At 56.2% G+C, this 19,057-nt stretch carries 16 protein-coding genes; 4 read left to right on the forward strand and 12 right to left on the reverse strand.

What is annotated here, in order from left to right:
• Positions 1-229 precede the first annotated feature (229 nt).
• The 3 genes from fldA to ybfF form a co-directional block, all read right to left on the reverse strand.
• Complete coding sequence (fldA, locus tag INF77_RS20435) at positions 230-760, reverse strand: flavodoxin FldA (RefSeq protein WP_008501067.1); 531 nt, start codon at positions 758-760, stop codon at positions 230-232.
• Positions 761-915: 155 nt separating this feature from the next.
• The gene (gene ybfE / locus INF77_RS20440) at positions 916-1,203 is read right to left on the reverse strand and encodes a LexA regulated protein (protein ID WP_014883017.1); all 288 of its coding nucleotides are present in this window, start codon (positions 1,201-1,203) and stop codon (positions 916-918) included.
• A 128-nt stretch (positions 1,204-1,331) separates the two neighbouring features.
• Entirely contained in the window at positions 1,332-2,105 is a 774-nt protein-coding gene (ybfF, locus tag INF77_RS20445; protein ID WP_059355280.1) for an esterase, read from the reverse strand.
• 183 nt (positions 2,106-2,288) lie between these two features.
• Here ybfF and seqA point away from each other — a divergent pair, with 183 nt between their 5' ends.
• A complete protein-coding gene (seqA, locus tag INF77_RS20450; RefSeq protein ID WP_028012363.1) occupies positions 2,289-2,837 on the forward strand; it encodes a replication initiation negative regulator SeqA in 549 nt (182 codons plus the stop codon).
• 24 nt (positions 2,838-2,861) lie between these two features.
• Positions 2,862-4,502, forward strand: coding sequence for a phosphoglucomutase (alpha-D-glucose-1,6-bisphosphate-dependent) (gene pgm, locus INF77_RS20455; RefSeq protein ID WP_028012364.1), 1,641 nt, complete (start codon positions 2,862-2,864; stop codon positions 4,500-4,502).
• A 90-nt stretch (positions 4,503-4,592) separates the two neighbouring features.
• Here pgm and potE read toward each other — a convergent pair whose 3' ends face one another.
• The 9 genes from potE to kdpF all read right to left on the reverse strand — a co-directional run bounded on the left by potE (position 4,593) and on the right by kdpF (position 16,524).
• The gene (gene potE, locus INF77_RS20460; protein WP_045630860.1) at positions 4,593-5,906 is read right to left on the reverse strand and encodes a putrescine-ornithine antiporter; all 1,314 of its coding nucleotides are present in this window, start codon (positions 5,904-5,906) and stop codon (positions 4,593-4,595) included.
• A complete protein-coding gene (gene speF / locus INF77_RS20465) occupies positions 5,903-8,101 on the reverse strand; it encodes an ornithine decarboxylase SpeF (protein ID WP_193532020.1) in 2,199 nt (732 codons plus the stop codon). Before speF ends, potE begins: the two co-directional genes overlap by 4 nt.
• Positions 8,102-8,355: 254 nt before the next feature.
• On the reverse strand, positions 8,356-8,460 hold the full coding sequence (gene speFL, locus INF77_RS20470; RefSeq protein ID WP_003858645.1) for a leader peptide SpeFL: 105 nt from the start codon (positions 8,458-8,460) through the stop codon (positions 8,356-8,358).
• Positions 8,461-8,738: 278 nt separating this feature from the next.
• The gene (gene kdpE, locus INF77_RS20475) at positions 8,739-9,416 is read right to left on the reverse strand and encodes a two-component system response regulator KdpE (RefSeq protein WP_063438228.1); all 678 of its coding nucleotides are present in this window, start codon (positions 9,414-9,416) and stop codon (positions 8,739-8,741) included.
• Entirely contained in the window at positions 9,413-12,100 is a 2,688-nt protein-coding gene (kdpD, locus tag INF77_RS20480) for a two-component system sensor histidine kinase KdpD (protein ID WP_047367741.1), read from the reverse strand. Before kdpD ends, kdpE begins: the two co-directional genes overlap by 4 nt.
• Positions 12,101-12,676 carry a potassium-transporting ATPase subunit KdpC gene (gene kdpC / locus INF77_RS20485; protein ID WP_045261086.1) on the reverse strand — a complete coding sequence of 192 codons (576 nt, stop codon included), beginning with the start codon at positions 12,674-12,676 and terminating at the stop codon, positions 12,101-12,103. It abuts the gene before it with no gap.
• 12 nt (positions 12,677-12,688) lie between these two features.
• The gene (gene kdpB, locus INF77_RS20490) at positions 12,689-14,737 is read right to left on the reverse strand and encodes a potassium-transporting ATPase subunit KdpB (RefSeq protein ID WP_028012370.1); all 2,049 of its coding nucleotides are present in this window, start codon (positions 14,735-14,737) and stop codon (positions 12,689-12,691) included.
• Between the two features lie 18 nt (positions 14,738-14,755).
• Positions 14,756-16,435: a potassium-transporting ATPase subunit KdpA gene (gene kdpA / locus INF77_RS20495; protein ID WP_100170596.1), complete on the reverse strand. Its 1,680-nt coding sequence runs from the start codon at positions 16,433-16,435 to the stop codon at positions 14,756-14,758.
• Positions 16,435-16,524, reverse strand: coding sequence for a K(+)-transporting ATPase subunit F (kdpF, locus tag INF77_RS20500; protein WP_014069365.1), 90 nt, complete (start codon positions 16,522-16,524; stop codon positions 16,435-16,437). The genes kdpA and kdpF overlap by 1 nt, the downstream gene beginning before the upstream one ends.
• A gap of 309 nt (positions 16,525-16,833) precedes the next feature.
• Between kdpF and INF77_RS20505 the strand changes: the two genes are divergently transcribed.
• On the forward strand, positions 16,834-17,040 hold the full coding sequence (locus INF77_RS20505; protein ID WP_014069366.1) for a YbfA family protein: 207 nt from the start codon (positions 16,834-16,836) through the stop codon (positions 17,038-17,040).
• Positions 17,041-17,643: 603 nt separating this feature from the next.
• Positions 17,644-19,056, forward strand: coding sequence for a deoxyribodipyrimidine photo-lyase (gene phrB / locus INF77_RS20510; protein ID WP_193532019.1), 1,413 nt, complete (start codon positions 17,644-17,646; stop codon positions 19,054-19,056).
• Position 19,057 lies beyond the last annotated feature (1 nt).

The raw sequence follows: 19,057 nt of genomic DNA on the forward strand, positions 1-19,057 counted from the left end.
TGGGATAATGCGTCTCATTATAGAACTGCCATGCCTAAATGAAAACTGCAAGTCTCAGGCAAAGTATGCTTATAAAAACGTGGTATCACCTACAAACTTGCTCAATGGAAACCACATTTTGCCAGGGAGACATTGTACAGGTCTGGGCGAAAAAGTTAAAAGTTTGTAGCAATTAATTTAATCGGTTTTACCTGGAAAAGGGGCGCAACCCGCGTTGCGCCGTAAAAAATCAGGCGTTGAGAATATCGTCCAGATGCAGTTCTTCGCGGATCTGCTTAACCCACTTCTCTACACGCTCTGCGGTCAGTTCTGGCTGACGGTCTTCGTCAATGGCAAGTCCGACAAAATGATCGTCATCTGCCAGGCCTTTAGAGGCTTCGAAGTGGTAACCGGCAGTCGGCCAGTGGCCCACAATAACCGCGCCATTAGGCTCAATGATGTCGCGAATCGTCCCCAGCGCATCACAGAAGTACTCGGCGTAATCTTCCTGATCGCCACAACCGAACAGGGCAACCAGCTTGCCGTTGAAGTCCACCTCTTCCAGCGTCGGGAAGAAATCGTCCCAGTCGCACTGGGCTTCACCATAGTACCAGGTTGGAATACCCAGCAGCAGAATGTCATAGCCCTCGAGATCTTCTTTGCTGCTCTTGGCGATGTCATGCACATCAGCAACGTCTTTACCGAGCTGTTTCTGAATGTTTTTTGCGATATTTTCGGTATTGCCGGTATCACTGCCGAAGAAAATGCCGATGATTGCCATGAGTAAAATAACCTCTTGAAACTTAATGGTATGGTGGCGCAATTCGGCCACGGATAAGGGCAATAATAGCAGAACTGGCAACCCTGCGGAAACCGCTATCGCGCAGGACTGCACTCTGTGCTACATGAAAAGGGCGATAAAGGGGTTTTTCAGACTTATGCCTGGCTGCGCAGCGTCTCAAGTTGGGCGATGAGCATCTCTTCAATAAGCTCGCTGCGGCTGATATTACGCGCCTCTGCCAGCTCGTTAAGCGCATCGACCGCGTCGGCGTTGAGCTTCAGTTCGACACGCTTAAGCCCACGATTTTTATCGCGTTTAAGCTGATTGCGTTTATTGATACGCAGCTGTTCATCGCGCGAAAGCGGATTCGTTTTTGGTCGTCCCGGTCGACGCTCATTCGCGAACAGATCTAGTGTCGTACGGTCCGTTTGTTCTTTGGCCATGATTATGAGACTTCGGGGGAAACACGCCGCCCTGCTAAAGCCCGGGCGATAAGCGCGCCATCATACATCACCAAAAACGGCACGCCAACGACTGGAAGCCCGTCATCTTCCAGTCGCTCTCTTTTTAATCAATTTGCAGTATCAGCGAGATAGCGGCGAATGGCGCGCAGTACAGCATCCGGTTTTTCCGCATGCACCCAGTGTCCGGCACCGGCAATGACGTGGGCGCGCGCCTGCGGGAATTGTGCCAGCAGCGTGTCGCGGTACGCGTCGGTAATATAAGGAGAGTTACCGCCGCGAATAAAGAGGGCAGGGTGCGGCCAGGCGGGAACGGTTTCCCAGCCCACGATGTGGTTGTACTGGTCCCACAGCACCGGCACGTTAAAACGCCACTGCCCGTCAACAAACGACTTCAAAAGGAACTGCACCACGCCTTCTTCATCAAGATGCTCACGCATAACCGCTGCCGCCTGCTGACGAGTGGAAACGCCAGCTTCGGTTACGGCATTGATCGCCGCGAAAATCTCATCGTGACGGCGAACGTCGTAATCCACAGGCGCAACGTCAATCACGACAAGCCCGGAAATTCGCTCTGGCGCCAGCGCGGTGAGCGCCATAACCGCTTTACCGCCCATTGAATGCCCGATGAGGGTCACCTTCTGCAGGTTGTGCGCGTCCAGCGTATCCAGCAGATCCTGCGCCATTGCCGCATAGGTCATCTCGTCTGAGCGGCCGGAAAGCCCGTGGTTGCGCATATCGACCTGCAAAATATCGTGATCGGTAACCAAATCGCGGGCCAGCACGCCCAGGTTATCCAGGCTGCCAAAAAGTCCATGAACCAGCACGATGGGGGAATTATTGTTCGGCGATTGTGCAGTTTGCGCTCGGGTATTCAATTTCATGGCAAAGTTCTTTTTTTACGTATGTCAGGTTAGGGTATCATGTTGACCATTCTGCCGCCCGGCTGCAAGGTTCCAGTTTAATCTGACTTTTGCCGCCAACCTGGTTTGACGCTATCCGCTGTTGGGATTTGACCTTATAATCCCAATGACTTGTATTCAGATAAGATATCGCACTGGATTAAGATGAAAACAATCGAAGTTGATGACGAACTCTATCAGTATATTGCCAGCCAGACGCGGCATATCGGGGAGAGCGCGTCCGACATTTTACGGCGCATGCTTAAAATTTCCGCCGCTTCACAGCCTGCCACCCCAGTTACCAAAGATGTCGTGTCTCAGCCGAGCGTTGCTGCACAAGCAAAACCTGCCGTGACGCCGGTAAAAGATAAAGTGCGCGCGATGCGCGAACTGCTGCTCTCCGACGAATATGCGGAGCAGAAAAAGGCGGTTAACCGTTTTATGCTGGTGCTGTCTACACTTTACTCCCTGGATAACAAAGCGTTTGCTGAAGCGACCGAGTCGCTGCACGGCCGTACCCGCGTCTATTTCGCGGGCGACGAGCAGACGCTGCTGCAAAATGGCAATCAAACCAAACCTAAACATGTCCCTGGCACTCCGTACTGGGTGATCACCAATACCAATACGGGCCGCAAGTGCAGCATGATTGAACACATCATGCAGTCCATGCAGTTCCCGGCGGAATTGATTGAAAAGGTTTGCGGTACAATTTAACCCTTGCATCATAAGGACCCGGTAATGGCAAATCACAGCCGTGCAGGCCAACCTGCACAACAAAGCGATTTGATTAACGTCGCTCAGCTGACCGCGCAGTATTACGTGCTGAAACCGGTCGTGGGCAACGCAGAACACGCAGTGAAGTTTGGTACATCTGGTCACCGCGGCAGCGCGGCGCGCCACAGCTTTAACGAACCGCACATTCTGGCCATTGCTCAGGCCATTGCGGAAGAGCGCGCTAAAAACGGCGTTACCGGTCCGTGCTACGTGGGCAAAGATACCCATGCGCTGTCTGAACCGGCGTTTATTTCCGTGCTGGAAGTGCTGGCGGCGAACGGTGTGGACGTGATTGTTCAGGAGAACAATGGGTTTACTCCAACACCGGCGGTATCAAACGCGATCCTTGTGCACAACAAAAAAGGTGGCGCGCAGGCTGACGGTATCGTCATTACGCCATCCCACAACCCGCCGGAAGACGGTGGTATCAAATACAACCCGCCTAACGGCGGCCCGGCTGACACTAACGTCACCAAAGTGGTGGAAGATCGTGCAAACGCGCTGCTGGCCGACGGTCTGAAAGGCGTTAAACGTATTTCTCTTGATGAGGCGATGGCCTCCGGCCACGTGAAAGAGCAGGATCTGGTTCAGCCGTTTGTGGAAGGGCTGGCGGATATCGTCGATATGGCGGCGATTCAGAAAGCCGGCCTGAAGCTGGGCGTGGATCCGCTGGGCGGCTCCGGTATTGAGTACTGGAAGCGCATCGCCGAGCACTACAAGCTGGATCTGACCATCGTGAACGATCACGTCGATCAGACCTTCCGCTTTATGCACCTGGACAAAGACGGCGCGATCCGTATGGACTGCTCCTCCGAATGCGCGATGGCGGGCCTGCTGGCGCTGCGCGATAAATTCGACCTGGCGTTTGCTAACGACCCGGACTATGACCGTCACGGCATCGTCACCCCTGCCGGGCTGATGAACCCGAACCACTATCTGGCTGTTGCGATCAACTACCTGTTCCAGCACCGTCCGCAGTGGGGCAAAGAGGTGGCTGTCGGTAAAACGCTCGTCTCTTCTGCGATGATCGACCGCGTGGTGGACGCGCTGGGCCGCAAGCTGGTGGAAGTGCCGGTAGGCTTCAAGTGGTTCGTTGACGGTCTGCACGACGGCAGCTTTGGCTTCGGCGGCGAAGAGAGCGCAGGCGCGTCCTTCCTGCGTTTCGACGGCACCCCGTGGTCAACCGATAAAGACGGCATCATCATGTGCCTGCTGGCGGCGGAGATTACCGCGGTTACCGGTAAAAACCCGCAGGAACATTACAACGAGCTGGCTGCACGCTTTGGTGCGCCAAGCTATAACCGTATTCAGGCTGGCGCGACCTCTGCCCAGAAAGCGGCTCTGTCCAAACTCTCTCCGGAGATGGTGAGCGCAAGCACCCTGGCAGGCGATCCGATCACCGCGCGTCTGACGGCGGCACCGGGTAACGGTGCGTCTATCGGCGGCCTGAAAGTGATGACCGAGAATGGCTGGTTTGCCGCGCGTCCGTCCGGTACGGAAGATGCGTACAAGATCTATTGCGAAAGCTTCCTCGGCGCTGAGCATCGCCAGCAGATTGAGAAAGAAGCGGTAGAGATTGTCAGCGAAGTGCTGAAAAACGCATAACTGCGGTTTGTATGCCGGGCGGCACTGCGTTTGCCCGGCCTACAACAGCGATCGTAGACCCGGTAAGCGTTAGCGCCACCGGGCTTTTTTTTAGCTGTGTTTGTTCTTCAATTCAAATCTCGGCGACACCAGACCGTACAGCGTCCAGCCCATAAAGGTCACTATCGCCCCGTACAGCATCGCCTCCTGGCCAGACGAGTAGAGCGCATAGAAGCTGTATATCGCCCCAACCAGCGCCACGATATTCGCTACTCGCGCTTTGTGCGGATCCACCTTCGCCACCTTCTGAATGATCGCCAGCGCCGCCATCGACAGAATATACGGGATGATGTTCGTCACCACCGCCAGGTTGACCAGCACGTTGAACTGGCTGTTCAGCGACGGGCTGATGGTCATTAGCGATAATCCGCTCTGGAAGATGACAATTGCCAGCATCCCCTGCACCGGCGCATCGGCTTTGGTCACGCGGGAGAAGATTTTCGGGAAATAGCCTTCATCTGCCGAAGATTTAAAAACCTGTGCAATGGTGAACTGCCAGCCAAGCAGCGATCCGCAGCAGGACATCACCATCAACCCCATGATAACTTTCCCGACTTCCGGGGTGAACATCTGCGCAAAGGCCAGTCCGAACGGTGCCGTGGAGTTAGCCAGATCCATGTTTGGCACGATCCCCGCTATCACGTTGGTTGAAACGATATAGATCACCGCCGCGCCCAGCGTCCCGCCGAGAACCGCAATCGGCACGTTCTTCTCCGGATTTTCCACCACTTCCGCATTTGCGCAGGCGGATTCCAGGCCCAGGAAAGCCCAGAGCGTCATGGCGATAGACGAGCCCACGGCGGTGAAGAACGGCACATGGTGCGGGTTCCAGGAGTTGGCGTACAGCGTCGGGCTAAACCAGAACCAGCCGATGATGCACAGACCGACCACCGGGATGATCACGCCCCAGACGGTAATGCTGCTGAGCTGTCCGGTGATGCGCGCGCCGCCAAAGTTGGCGACGGTACAGATCCACAGCACGCCGATGGTCGCCAGCCCAATTTGCACCGGGCTGAGCGTCGCGCCAAACAGCTCAGTACCGTAGCCCACGGCGGAGATGGCAATCGCCACGTTGGCGATCAGCAGCGACACCCCATAGGTATAGTTCGCCATAAAGTTGCCGGACTTGCCGAAGGCGTACTCGGCATAGCCGCCCATGCCGCCTGACTTGCGGCTGAACATCCCGCACTTGGCAAACGCCCACGCCAGCGCCATCGAGCCGACAGCCGTTACCAGCCAGGAGATGATAGAGATGGTCCCCACCTCGGCAAGCTTGGTGGGCAGCATGATAATCCCGGAGCCCATCATGTTAACCATGGTGAGGATAGTCAGCTGCACCACGCCCATCTTATTGGACTTGCTCATAATTTTTCTCCTTTCAGCAGCGATGGCTGAGCAGCGGATTGTTTGATGACGTAGCAGCGAACCTGTTTGCGACCGTCACACTCCTCGACGTACACGCCCTGCAGCTCCGGTGCGAAGCCCGGCAGCAGGTTGATGCCTTCTTCCAGCGCGGCAAAGTAGCGCAGCACGGAACCGCCCCAGACTTCCCCTGGAACCACGCACAGTACCCCCGGTGGGTAAGGAAGAGCGCCTTCGGCGGCGATGCGGCCTTCCGCGTCGCGCAGGGAGACCAGCTCCACTTCTCCGCGCAGGTAGGCGTAGTTCGCGTCCTGCGGGTTCATCATCACCCGCGGGAAGTGAGACTTGCGGAACATCTCTTTTTGCAGCTGCTTCACGTTGTGACGGGCGTACAGGTCGTGCATTTCCTGGCAGATCTGGCGCAGAGTGTAATCCGCGTAACGTTCCGGATGCTGTTTGTAGAGGGAGGGCAGGACGTCTTTCAGCGGCACATCGCTCTCAAGCAGTTTTTCGAAGCGCACCAGCTGGGCGACCAGCTGCTGCAGCTTGCCCATGTCCTCCGCAGGAGTGAGCAGGAACAGGATCGAGTTGAGATCGCATTTTTCCGGCACGATGCCGTTTTCACGCAGGAAGTTGGCGAGAATGGTGGCGGGCACGCCGAAGTCGTCATACTCCCCGGTGCGGGCGTTAATGCCCGGCGTGGTCAGCAGCAGCTTGCACGGGTCGATAAAATACTGATGCTCAGCGTAGCCTTCAAAAGCGTGCCAGCGTTCACCCGGTACGAAATGGAAGAAGCGCAGATCGGTTGCAATCTCTGCTGTGTCCCAGCTTTCCCACGCGCGGCCATCCACCGTCTCGGGCACAAATGGACGAATAAATCGGCAGTTCTCCAGGATCAGCTTGCGCGCCTCAATGCCCGTCACCACGCAGTCCATCCACATGTTGCGGCCGCTTTGCCCCTCATGCATGCGGGCGTTAATGTCCAGCGCGGCAAACAGCGGATAAAACGGGCTGGTGGAGGCATGCATCATAAAGGCATTGTTGAGCCGCTTATGTGGGACATAGCGCTGCTGGCCTTTGATGTGGCTGTCCTTCTTGTGAATTTGCGAGGTTTGCGAGAAGCCCGCCTGCTGTTTATGCACGGACTGGGTGACCAGAATCCCCGGATCGTTTTCGTTCAGCTCCAGCAGCAGCGGCGAGCAGTCGGCCATCATCGGAATAAACTGCTCGTAACCCACCCAGGCCGAGTCAAACAGGATGTAATCACACAGGTGCCCAATCTTATCCACCACCTGACGGGCGTTGTAGATGGTGCCATCGTAGGTGCCCAGCTGGATCACCGCCAGACGGAACGGACGCGCATCGCGTGCACGGCCAGGCGCCACCTCTGCCACCCGTTCACGCAGGTAGCTCTCCTCAAAGCAGTGCGCGTCAATGCCGCCGATAAAGCCGTACGGGTTGCGCGCGGTTTCCAGATAGACCGGCGTTGCGCCAGCCTGGAGGAGGGCACCGTGATGGTTAGATTTGTGGTTGTTACGGTCGAACAGCACCAGGTCGCCTGGGGTGAGAAGGGCATTAAGCACCACTTTGTTGGACGACGAGGTGCCATTCAGCACGAAGTAGGTCTTATCGGCGTTAAAGACTTTTGCCGCATGCTGCTGGGCAATGCACGGTGCGCCTTCGTGGATCAGCAGATCCCCCATCGCCACGTCGGCGTTGCACAGATCGGAGCGGAATAACGTCTCGCCAAAGAAATCGACAAACTGATTGCCGGCAGGATGACGGCGGAAAAACTGCCCGCCCTGATGCCCCGGGCAGTCAAACGCGCTGTTGCCCTGCTTCACGTAGTCGACAAGGGCGCGGAAAAACGGCGGGCGCAGCTGGGTTTCATACTTCTGCGCGGCCGCTTCCAGCTGGCGTCCATAAAAGTCTTTGCTGGTGTCTGAATGCTCAAATACGCCGTGAATGCGCGATAAATAATCTGCCGGGATGATCTCTTCTTTGTGCGTCGCCAAAAATACGGGAATGCCAAAACCGGTAGCTTCTATTTCTTCCAGGATACCGCTGGCAATATCCGTGACCGCCAGAACAATGGCGGCAACATCAATATAATCAGAAGCGCGGACATCCACCACTTCACGCTGGGTAGTAAAGCAGTCCGGACATGCACGGCTGGCTGCGATTTTTAAATTTTTCATCTTTCTCTCTTTATTTTAGGTAATAAGCGTCCCTCGATTTCTTGCAAGAAAGAAATCGATCATTTTCCGGAAAAAAAGCAATGGGTAGCCGCTGATTAAAATCAGTGAATTGCTTTTTTGATGATTGAAATTCAGCCCGCCCGGTGCGGATGAGTCTGAATCAAGATGAATGAGCGCACGAGTTCACAGGCAATTGCCTGTAAGTTAAGGTGTTTCAGAATAACCTGTAAGCGAGTGCGCCAGAAGTCGAAGGACTACCGGGCATTAAAGAGATGAAAGTCAAAGCAGTTTCGGTGGGCAAACATCATAATATGCGTTGTCCGCCTTATATGGGGCATTAAGCGATTGTTGTTTTCCATGTTTCATTTTCCTTTCAGTAATTGAAAGCATGGTCATTTTATCCAGGCAAAGGCGATTAACCGTGAAGCAGATCACCATTAACCGATCATTTCAGAAATAATTAGTCGCTTTTGATGAATGATGCAGATCAAAATTCTGAATTGTTAGTGTCACGTTAATAGATTGTGTTGTGAATGTTTGATGTGAGCGTAAATAATCAAAAAAATAACGGTTGGGATATTTGTGAAATATTTTCTGAGAGGTTTCGTTTTTATTTAAAAATAAATTGAATAGTTATTCAAAGCATAAACCGATAACCGATACCGGTTTCAGTTAATAAATGACGGGGGCGCGCGGGGTCAACTTCAAGTTTCTGGCGAAGATGTCCCATATATATGCGTAAATAGTGACTATGCTCCACCGCGTTGGGTCCCCACACCTGACTTAACAGCTGGCGCTGGGTGAGTACTTTACCGTGATTATTAAGCAGCACGGCGAGCAGGCGAAACTCGATTGGCGTGAGATGGATTTCTTCTTCACCGCGCACAATACGCCGCGCGGCCAGATCAACCCGGATATCCCCAAACGAATAGGTTGGATCGGCTGGCGTGGTGGCGCTGTGGCGACGCAGGGCCACGCGCAGGCGAGCCTGTAGCTCGCCGATACCAAAAGGTTTTATCAGATAGTCGTCCGCCCCGGCATCCAGCGCGGCGATTTTATCCGTCTCTTCAGTACGGGCGGAGAGCACCAGAATTGGCATCTGGCTCCACTGACGTACCTCGCGGATAAAATCGATGCCGTCACCGTCCGGCAGGCCAAGATCGAGGATCACCAGGTCCGGCTTGCGGGTCGCGGCTTCAATTAACCCCCGCTGAAGCGTACCCGCATCATGAACGCGCAGACCATCGCCTTCCAGCGCTGCGCGCAGAAACCGGCTAATGGCGATCTCATCTTCAACAATCAAAACGTTGATCACAAATCCTCTGGTAATTCATTCAGTTCCGGCGGGGTTTCCAGAGGAAGTGTAACACAAAAACGCGCGCCGCCTTCCGGACGATTTTCCGCGAAAATGGTTCCGCCATGAACATCAATTATTGCCTGACAAATCGCCAGCCCCAGCCCCACGCCCGGGATGGCAGACTCCTTATTGCCGCGTGCGAATTTTTCGAAAATAGCCATCTCCTGTCCGGCAGGAATGCCCGGCCCGGTATCCCAGACGTCAAGACGAAGCGTGTCGTCGTCCACCGTCGCATCCACCCCAATCCGGGCGCTGGCACCCGCATATTTGCCGGCGTTTTCCAGCAGGTTAATCAACACTCGTTCAAACAGCGGACCGTCGACGTGAATTAATGTCAGGGGCTCGGGCATGTTCAGCGCAATATGCCGCCCACCGAGGCCGGGTTCGAGCATTTTCAGCGCGCTGCCCACCACTTCTTCAAGCGTGAGCCACTCTTTTTTGAGGTTAAAACCGCCTGACTGGATCCGCGCCATATCGAGCAGGTTATTCACCAGACGCGTGGTATTGAGCACGTGCTGACGGATTTCGCTGGCCTGCATGGCGTGTTTTGAACCTTCCGCTGCCAGGTCCAGCGTCAGGATTTCCGACTGGCCAAACAGGACGGTAAGAGGTGTGCGCAGGTCGTGTGATAGCGCCGCCAGCAGCGAGTTACGAATGCTTTCGCGCTCGCTTGCCAGCCGGGCCTGCTCTTCGCTGGCGGTGAGGGCCAGCCGTTCCAGCGCGCTGGCAACCAGCAGCGTAAAGGTCTCCAGCAGTCGCTGCTGTTCGGGGATCATCAGCTGGCGCAGATTAGAGGGCTCCACGATAACCAGCCCCAGGTTTTTATCGGCGCTGCGCAGGGGCAGAATTTGATAGGGCACGCCGGGCAGGGTGTCGGTCCCTGCACCCGCCGGTAGCCCTTTATCAAAGCTCCAGCGGGCGATGGCTTCGTCCCAGGGCGTCATGCCCGAGGCCGACGTCAGCGGGCGCAGCTTGCCGTGCTCGTCCGGGAGTAAAATCAGGTTGCTGGCATGAAAGGTCGAGCGAATAAACTGCTCGCTGGTCTGCACAATATCCAGCGGCGTGCGGCCTACCGCCAGCGATTTCGACATCTCATAGAGATGCCGCGTGCGCTGTTCGCGATAGCGGGCGATACGCGCCTGGTAGCGCACGCCAGCCGTTAAGTTCCCGATCACCAGCCCGACGGTAAGCATCACGGCGAAGGTGAGGATGTACTGTACGTCCGAGACGGCGAGCGTCCCGCGGGGGGCAATAAAGAACAGATCGAAGCTGATGACGTTAATAACCGTCGCCAGTACCGACGGCCAGCGTCCGTAAAAGAGCGCCACCACTACCACGCCCAGCAGGTAGATCATCACCAGGTTGGCCGCGTCGAAGGCAATCAGCCATTTGCTGGCGATTATAGTGATCAGGGCGCAGAGCACGACGGCGACAAGGCAGCCGCGGAGCTGAATGCGCCATTTATCGCTGAAGGCCCGGCTGTCCGGCGCGCGGCTGGGGAGGGGAGCAGGTTTATCATCCAGCGCCACGATCACCAGGTCCAGATCCGGCGCGCGGCGGGCCAGCTTGTCGGCAAAGGATTCGCGGCTAAACCAGCGGCGATGCTGGCGGCGGCCAATGACAATTTTCCCCAGGTTATGCTCCCGCGCGTAGCGCAGAATGGCTTTATCTTCCTGCGGATCGGAAAGGGTAGCGGTTTCGGCACCCAGCTCCTGCGCCAGGCGCAGCGAGCTCAGGATCGCGCGGCGCTGATTTTCGGGCAGAGCGTGCAGCTGCGGCGTTTCGACATACACCGCATGCCAGACGCTGCCAAATTTGGCCGCCAGGCGCGCGGCGGTGCGGACCAGCTTTTCATTGCCGCTGCCGTGGCCCACGCACAGCAGAATAGCATCCCGCGTGTGCCAGACGCGCTCCTGTCCCTGCAGGTCGCGCCAGGCGCGCATCTGATCGTCAACGCGATCGGCAGTACGACGCAGGGCCAGCTCGCGCAGGGCAATCAGGTTACCTTTGCGGAAGAAATGTTCGATGGCGCGCTCGGCCTGGCCGGCAATATAAACCTTGCCTTCGTGCAGGCGCTGGCGTAAATCGTCAGGAGGCAGGTCAACCAGTACCACCTCATCGGCAGAATCAAAGAACGGGTCGGGCACCGTCTCGCGCACCTGAATGCCGGTCACGCCGCTGACTACGTCGTTCAGGCTTTCAAGATGCTGAACGTTAACCGTCGTGAACACATCAATGCCGGCCTCGAGCAACTCTTCAACATCCTGCCAGCGTTTGGGATGGCGTGAGCCTGGCGCATTGCTGTGCGCCAGTTCGTCCATCAGGATAAGGGCAGGGCGGCGCGCGAGGGCGGCATCAATATCAAACTCCGTAACTAACCGACCACGGTGGCTGATGCGGCGGGGCGGCTGGGTAGCCAGCCCCTTCAGCAGCGACGCCGTCTCTTTGCGTCCGTGGGTTTCAACCACGCCGATCAGAATATCGAGCCCCTGCGCCCGAAGCCGCTGGGCTTCCGTCAGCATGGCGAAGGTTTTCCCGACGCCTGCGCAGGCGCCAAAGAAAATTTTCAGTTTGCCGCGATGGGCTTCAGCCGTCTGTTCAAGCAGCCTGTCCGGATCCGGGCGCATGGGCTCGTCGGTCATTTAGTTTTTCCTTAGCGCGTCCAGCGCCAGATTCAGCTCAACAATATTTACCACGGGCATGCCGATGAAGCTGACCAGCGGCTTTTGCGTGTGCTCTGCCACCAGCTTGCTCACCTGTTCGACGGTCAACTGACGGGCGGCGGCGACGCGCGGGATCTGCCAGGCCACCGCTGCCGGCGTCAGGCTGTAGTCCAGCCCGCTGGCCGAGGCGGTCACCAGCTCTACGGGCACCTCGCGGCTGGCCTGAGGATTGGCGGCACGCAGGGTTGCCACGCGTTCAGCGACGGCTTTGTCCAGCTCCGGGTTGCTGCCCGCCAGGTTACTGCCGCCGGATGCCATCGGATTATACGGGCTTTCGGCAGTGGCGGAAGGGCGTCCCTGGAAGTAGCGAGCATCCGTAAAGTTCTGACCAATCAGGCGTGAACCGCGGTTTTCGCCGTTTTGTATAATCAGCGAGCCGTTGGCCTGATCCTTAAACCACCACTGGCCCAGCGCGGTGGTTACCAGCGGGTACAGCCCGCCAGTAATGAGAGACAGCAGAATAAACAAAAGTATAGCGGGGCGTAACATCGTCATTTGATTCACCTTTTAAACCAGCCCGAACAGGGTCAACAGCAGGTCGATAGCCTTGATACCGATGAAAGGCACCACCAGCCCGCCCAGGCCGTATATCCACAGGTTGCGGCGCAGCATGGCGGCGGCGGTCAGCGGCTTATAGCTCACGCCCTTCAGCGCCAGCGGAATAAGAAAGACAATGATCAGGGCGTTGAAAATCACCGCGCTCAGAATAGCCGATGCCGGAGAGTGCAGGTGCATCACGTTCAGCGCATTGAGCTGCGGATAGGTGGCCGCAAAGGCCGCCGGGATAATGGCGAAATACTTCGCCACGTCGTTGGCGATACTGAAGGTGGTCAGCGAACCGCGCGTCATCAGCATCTGTTTGCCGATGTGCACCACCTCAATCAGCTTGGTCGGGTTAGAGTCGAGGTCGACCATGTTGCCCGCCTCTTTTGCCGCCTGGGTACCGGAGTTCATCGCCACCGCCACGTCGGCCTGCGCCAGGGCTGGGGCATCGTTGGTACCGTCGCCCGTCATCGCCACCAGACGACCTTCCGCCTGATACTGACGAATCAACGCCAGTTTCGCTTCCGGCGTGGCTTCGGAAAGGAAATCATCCACGCCCGCTTCGGCGGCAATCGCCGCGGCGGTAAGACGGTTATCCCCGGTGATCATCACCGTTTTAATGCCCATTTTACGCAGCTGGGCAAAGCGCTCTTTAATGCCGCCTTTGACGATATCTTTCAGGGCAATTACGCCCAGCACGTTCGCGCCTTCTGCCACCACCAGCGGCGTGGCCCCCTGACGGGCTACGCTTTCGACCAGGTTGTCCACTTCAGGCGGGAAGTGGCCATTGTTGGCCTCAATGTGGCGACGGATGGCGTCAACAGAGCCTTTACGGATCATGCGATCCTGAATGTTAATCCCGCTCATTCGGGTTTGCGCCGTAAACGGCACGAAGGTGGCATGCAGGCTCTGAACGTCGCGCTGGCGCAGGTTAAAGCGCTGCTTGGCGAGAACAACAATGCTTCGGCCTTCCGGGGTTTCATCGGCAAGCGAGGAGAGCTGTGCCGCATCCGCCAGCGTTTTTTCATCCACGCCCGGGGCGGGTAAGAATTCGGACGCCTGGCGGTTACCGAGGGTAATGGTCCCGGTTTTATCCAGCAGCAAGACATCCACGTCACCGGCGGCTTCAACCGCGCGCCCGCTGGTGGCGATAACGTTAGCACCGAGCATACGGCTCATGCCGGCCACGCCGATGGCCGACAGCAGGCCGCCGATGGTGGTGGGGATCAGGCAGACCAGCAGCGCCACCAGCACGGTGATGGTGACCGGAGTGCCGCCATAGGCGGAAAATGGCCACAGCGTCGCGGTTGCCAGCAGGAAGACGATGGTCAAAGCTATCAGCAGGATGGTCAGGGCAATTTCGTTCGGTGTTTTACGGCGCTGAGCGCCTTCCACCATGGCGATCATCCGGTCGAGGAAGGTTTCGCCCGGGTTGACGCTGCACTGGATCACCAGCCAGTCGGAAAGAATGCGCGTCCCACCCGTTACGGAGGCAAAATCACCGCCGGATTCACGGATCACAGGTGCGGATTCCCCGGTAATGGCGCTTTCATCTACCGAGGCGCCCCCTTCGATGACTTCTCCGTCGCACGGGATGATGTCGCCAGCTTCCACCAGCACCACATCACCTTTACGTAGTTCATCCGCCGGAACGTGGTCCATCTGCGCGCCGTATTTCGGTTCACGTAATTTCCGCGCAAACGCCGTTTTTTTCACCCCTTTCAGGCTGTTGGCCTGCGCTTTACTCCGGCCTTCCGCCAGCGCTTCGGCAAAGTTGGCGAATAGCACGGTAAACCACAGCCACAGGCTGATGGCCCCGGTAAACATCGCGTTTCCCGGCATGTGACCCGTCCCCATGGCAATCGCCAGTGCGGTGGTCAGGACGCTGCCGGCCCAGACGATAAACATCACCGGGTTGTGCCATTGCACGCGCGGGCTCAGCTTTTTGACCGCATCCATAAGCGCCTGACGAACTAACGTCGGTTCGAGCAGGGCCAGTTGTTTACGACTCATGACAAATACTCCGCAAAATCAGCGTAAAGAGAGAGTTTCCGCGACCGGGCCTAACGCGAGGGCGGGGATAAAGGTCAGGGCGCCGACCAGCAACACGGTGCCCGTCAGCAGGCCGATAAACAGCGCGCCGTGGGTCGGTAACGTCCCGGTGGTGGTCGGTTGGATTTTTTTATTCACCAGCGATCCGGCAATCGCCATAACCGGCACAATGATCCCGAAGCGGCCCACGAACATGCAGAACGCCAGCAGACAGTTCCAGAACGGAGAGTTGGCGCTTAAGCCTGCAAAGGCGCTACCGTTGTTGTTGGCGGCCGAGGAGACGGCATACAGCACTTCGCTAAAGCCGTGAATGCCCGGGTTAAAGATGCCGCTGCGTCCTGCTTCGGTCATCAGCGCCAGCGCGGTGCCGAGCAGCACAAGCGCCGGGGTGACCAGAATCGCCAGCGCGGTTAATTTCATCTCGCGAACGTCGATTTTTTTACCGAGGTATTCCGGGGTGCGGCCAATCATCAGACCGGCAATAAACACCGCCAGCAGCACGAACAGGAGCATGCCGTAAAGACCGGAGCCCACGCCGCCAAACACCACCTCGCCGATCTGCATCAGCCACATCGGGATCATGCCGCCCAGCGCGGTGAAAGAGTCATGCATGGCGTTTACCGCCCCGCACGAGGCTGCTGTGGTGACGACTGCATAAAGGCTACTGGCAAGAATGCCGAAGCGGCTCTCTTTGCCTTCCATATTAATAGTGCTGTTCGCCCCAAGCTGCATGAAATGGGGGTTGCCGCTCCATTCAGCCCACATCACCAGCGCTACGCAGACCACAAAGATAAGCGACATCGTCCAGAGCAGAGTGCGGCCCTGACGGCGATCGTTGACCACATCACCAAAGGCGAAACAGAGCGCGGCGGGGATCAGAAAGATCGCCAGCATCTGCACAAAATTGGTCAGGGCGGTAGGGTTTTCAAACGGATGCGACGAGTTGGCGTTGAAGAATCCGCCGCCGTTGGTGCCGAGCATCTTGATGGCTTCCTGCGACGCCACTGGCCCCATCGGCAGGAGCTGTTTTGCTCCTTCAAGCGAGGTATACGGGGCGTAAGGCAGCAGGTTTTGCAGAGTGCCCTGCTGAATAAAGAACAGCGCGATAAGCAGCGCAATCGGCAGCAGGATCCACAGAGTAATGCGCGTCAAATCCACCCAGGCGTTACCCAGGGTACCGATTTTCTGACGTGCAAACGCGCGCGTCAGCGCGAAAATTACCGCGATACCGCTGGCGGCAGAGAGGAAGTTCTGCACGGTTAATCCAGCCATCTGGCTGAAATAGCTCAGCGTGGTTTCACCGGCATAGGACTGCCAGTTGGTGTTAGTGACAAAACTGACCGCCGTGTTCAGCGCAAGATGCCAGGACAGGCCCGGTAACTGTTGCGGATTCAGCGGCAGGATGCCCTGCAGCATCAGCATGGCAAAAAGCGCAATGAGTCCAACGATATTCAGCAGCAGAATGGCGATCAGATATTCACGCCAGTTCATCTCCCGATCGACTATCCCCAGTACGCGCCAGATCCCTTTTTCAACGCTTCCCGTGCCGGGCAGGGGGACGTTGTTGATCAATCGCGCCAGTCCCGAGCCCAGTGGTCTTGCCAAAACGAACAATACCACTAAGAAGCTGGCAATAAGCAAAAACGCCTGAGCAGCCATCAGAATGCCTCCGCGTTAATCAGGGCATAGACCAGATAACCCAATAACAGGAACACCAGCACGATGCCGGCAATAAGACCTGCACTCACAATCCACCTCCGGGTGACTTTTGTTGTTGTGCTAACGGTAGGATTTATGGCGCAAAGATTTCGCAAAAATCAGAAGGGTGGGTGTAAAAAAAGTATAAAAATGGCAAAGCCCACAATTTAACTATTGATAAGTAAGTCGTTAACTTTTTTGTAACTTAATTACGGCGCGAATGTAAATATTCACTAAATGGATAAAAATAAGTGGTCGGATGAGTAGTAAAATTACAAACAAAGCGATATTATTTTAGCCAGGTCACAGATTTCACATTTTCCGGAGAAGGTTTCCGGCCAACTACAGGGGAGAAAAATATGGATCTTTATAAAGAATATCCGGCTCATATCGTGTTCATGCGTCGCACTTTCGCCGTAGTGGCTGGCGTGCTGGCCCTGCCGGTGATGCTGTTCTGGAAAGATCGTGCGCGTTTTTACAGCTATCTGCACCGCGTCTGGGCGAAAACCAGCGAGAAGCCGGTGTGGATGGATCAGGCAGAGAAAGCGACCTGCGATTTCTATTGATACAACGCTGACGCGTAGCCATAAAAAAAACCGCCAATAGCAATATGGCGGTTTTTTTGTCCCTCGGGATTCGCGGTCCGTTGGGTGGTTTTTTCAAGCTCTCACACAGAGGCTTATAAGCATACGTCTGCTGGTTGAATAAGCAACTGTCTCAATCCTAAATATATTCTTAATATCAGCTTCAATGGGTTACGTTTTGCTCACGTGATGTTTACCATGCTGCGTCCCTTTCCGCCATCTCGCAAATGGGCACCGGTCCCGGGAGAGGTGTTACAACAACCGTAAGTCAGGCTCCACACAGAGCTTGTGTCCACCGACTTATCACCGGTGGTGAACGGTGGAGCGGTTAGCAGCAGGGACCGCATAGTGAAACGCTATATATGCATCGCGTTCATTGTCGCCAGCGTACTCGTTGTAAAGAGTGATGAACCTAATGCGTTTGTCGCTTTAACCACGATAGCGCAGGACAAGTAGCGTTAAGGCCGCCCCGGGCGGCCTTTTTTATTTCATCCCGTCTACACTTCATGGCAAAGTAGTTCAATGCATGCTTTTTCCTTGTACGGCATGCCCTTATGGACATAATGGACAATAGCCTGGAGTTTTATGCCCACCCATCTGGTTTGGTTTCGCGCGGATTTGCGCGTACATGACAACATCGCTCTCGCGGCAGCCTGCCGCTCTGATGACGCCAGCGTACTGGCGCTATTTATCGCCACGCCTGAGCAGTGGCAGCAGCATGATATGGCTCCACGGCAGGCGGCTTACCTCAAATCACACCTGAACGAACTGCAGCACGCGCTTGCCGAGAAAGGCATTCCGCTGATCTACAAAGAGGTCAGCGATTTTACCGCGCAGCTTCATATGCTGCAGGAGATATGCCAGCAGAACGGCGTCACGCATCTTTTTTATAACTACCAGTACGAACTGAACGAACAGCAGCGGGACCGCCAGCTGGAGAAAATGCTGGGAGAGGTGGTTTGTGAGGGATTTGATGACAGCGTGATGCTGGCACCGGGCAGCGTTATGACCGGCGGTCACGAAATGTATAAAGTGTTTACGCCCTTTAAAAATGCTTTTGTTAAGCGCCTGAAAGAGGCGCTGCCGGAGTGCGTACCCGCGCCCGCCGCCAGAGGAGAGGCTATAACCGATCTCCCCGAATTAACGTTCAACTATCCCCAACGGGCATTTGATGAACTTCTGTTCCCTGCCAGTGAGAAGGCCGCTATTGCGAAGCTGCGCCAGTTTTGCAAGCAGGGCGCGGGAGAATATGAAGCGCGCAGGGATTTCCCGGCAATTGAAGGGACAAGCCGGTTATCGGCCTGCCTGGCGCTGGGCGTGCTCTCTCCTCGCCAGTGTTTGCATCGTCTTCTGGCCGAACAGCCGCAGGCGCTGGACGGTGGTGCGGGCTCGGTGTGGCTGAACGAACTTATCTGGCGTGAATTCTACCGCCATCTGATGACGTACCATCCCAATCTCTGTAAGCATCGTCCGTTCATTCCGTGGACCGATAGCGTAAAATGGCAGCACGATGAGGCACTTTTACAGGCCTGGCAAAAAGGGGAGACGGGCTATCCGATTGTGGACGCCGCTATGCGCCAGCTAAATGAAACCGGGTGGATGCACAATCGTCTGCGAATGATTACCGCGAGCTTCCTGGTGAAAGATCTGCTTATCGACTGGCGAATCGGAGAGCGCTATTTTATTTCTCAGCTGATCGATGGCGATCTGGCCGCGAATAACGGTGGCTGGCAGTGGGCGGCATCTACCGGCACCGATGCGGCTCCCTATTTCAGGATTTTTAATCCGACCACTCAGGGGCAAAAATTTGATGCCAACGGCGACTTTATTCGCCGCTGGTTGCCCGCGCTCAGGAACGTTCCTGAAAAAGCGATCCATGACCCGTGGGCATGGGCGGATAAACAGGGCGTAAAGCTCGATTATCCCCGCCCGATTGTCGACCATAAACAGGCGCGCGTCGCCACGCTGGCGGCGTACGAAGCCGCACGAAAAGTTTGAG

It is taken from the genome of Enterobacter cloacae complex sp. P1B (assembly GCF_014982345.1).
GTDB classification, from domain to species: domain Bacteria; phylum Pseudomonadota; class Gammaproteobacteria; order Enterobacterales; family Enterobacteriaceae; genus Enterobacter; species Enterobacter bugandensis.

What these genes read in the sequence shown, in the direction of transcription:
- fldA (WP_008501067.1), bottom strand. Translation starts at nt 760, where the DNA reads ATGGCAATCATCGGCATTTTCTTCGGCAGTGATACCGGCAATACCGAA.
- ybfE (WP_014883017.1), bottom strand. Translation starts at nt 1,203, where the DNA reads ATGGCCAAAGAACAAACGGACCGTACGACACTAGATCTGTTCGCGAAT.
- ybfF (WP_059355280.1), bottom strand. Translation starts at nt 2,105, where the DNA reads ATGAAATTGAATACCCGAGCGCAAACTGCACAATCGCCGAACAATAAT.
- seqA (WP_028012363.1), top strand. Translation starts at nt 2,289, where the DNA reads ATGAAAACAATCGAAGTTGATGACGAACTCTATCAGTATATTGCCAGC.
- pgm (WP_028012364.1), top strand. Translation starts at nt 2,862, where the DNA reads ATGGCAAATCACAGCCGTGCAGGCCAACCTGCACAACAAAGCGATTTG.
- potE (WP_045630860.1), bottom strand. Translation starts at nt 5,906, where the DNA reads ATGAGCAAGTCCAATAAGATGGGCGTGGTGCAGCTGACTATCCTCACC.
- speF (WP_193532020.1), bottom strand. Translation starts at nt 8,101, where the DNA reads ATGAAAAATTTAAAAATCGCAGCCAGCCGTGCATGTCCGGACTGCTTT.
- speFL (WP_003858645.1), bottom strand. Translation starts at nt 8,460, where the DNA reads ATGGAAAACAACAATCGCTTAATGCCCCATATAAGGCGGACAACGCAT.
- kdpD (WP_047367741.1), bottom strand. Translation starts at nt 12,100, where the DNA reads ATGACCGACGAGCCCATGCGCCCGGATCCGGACAGGCTGCTTGAACAG.
- kdpC (WP_045261086.1), bottom strand. Translation starts at nt 12,676, where the DNA reads ATGACGATGTTACGCCCCGCTATACTTTTGTTTATTCTGCTGTCTCTC.
- kdpB (WP_028012370.1), bottom strand. Translation starts at nt 14,737, where the DNA reads ATGAGTCGTAAACAACTGGCCCTGCTCGAACCGACGTTAGTTCGTCAG.
- kdpA (WP_100170596.1), bottom strand. Translation starts at nt 16,435, where the DNA reads ATGGCTGCTCAGGCGTTTTTGCTTATTGCCAGCTTCTTAGTGGTATTG.
- INF77_RS20505 (WP_014069366.1), top strand. Translation starts at nt 16,834, where the DNA reads ATGGATCTTTATAAAGAATATCCGGCTCATATCGTGTTCATGCGTCGC.
- phrB (WP_193532019.1), top strand. Translation starts at nt 17,644, where the DNA reads ATGCCCACCCATCTGGTTTGGTTTCGCGCGGATTTGCGCGTACATGAC.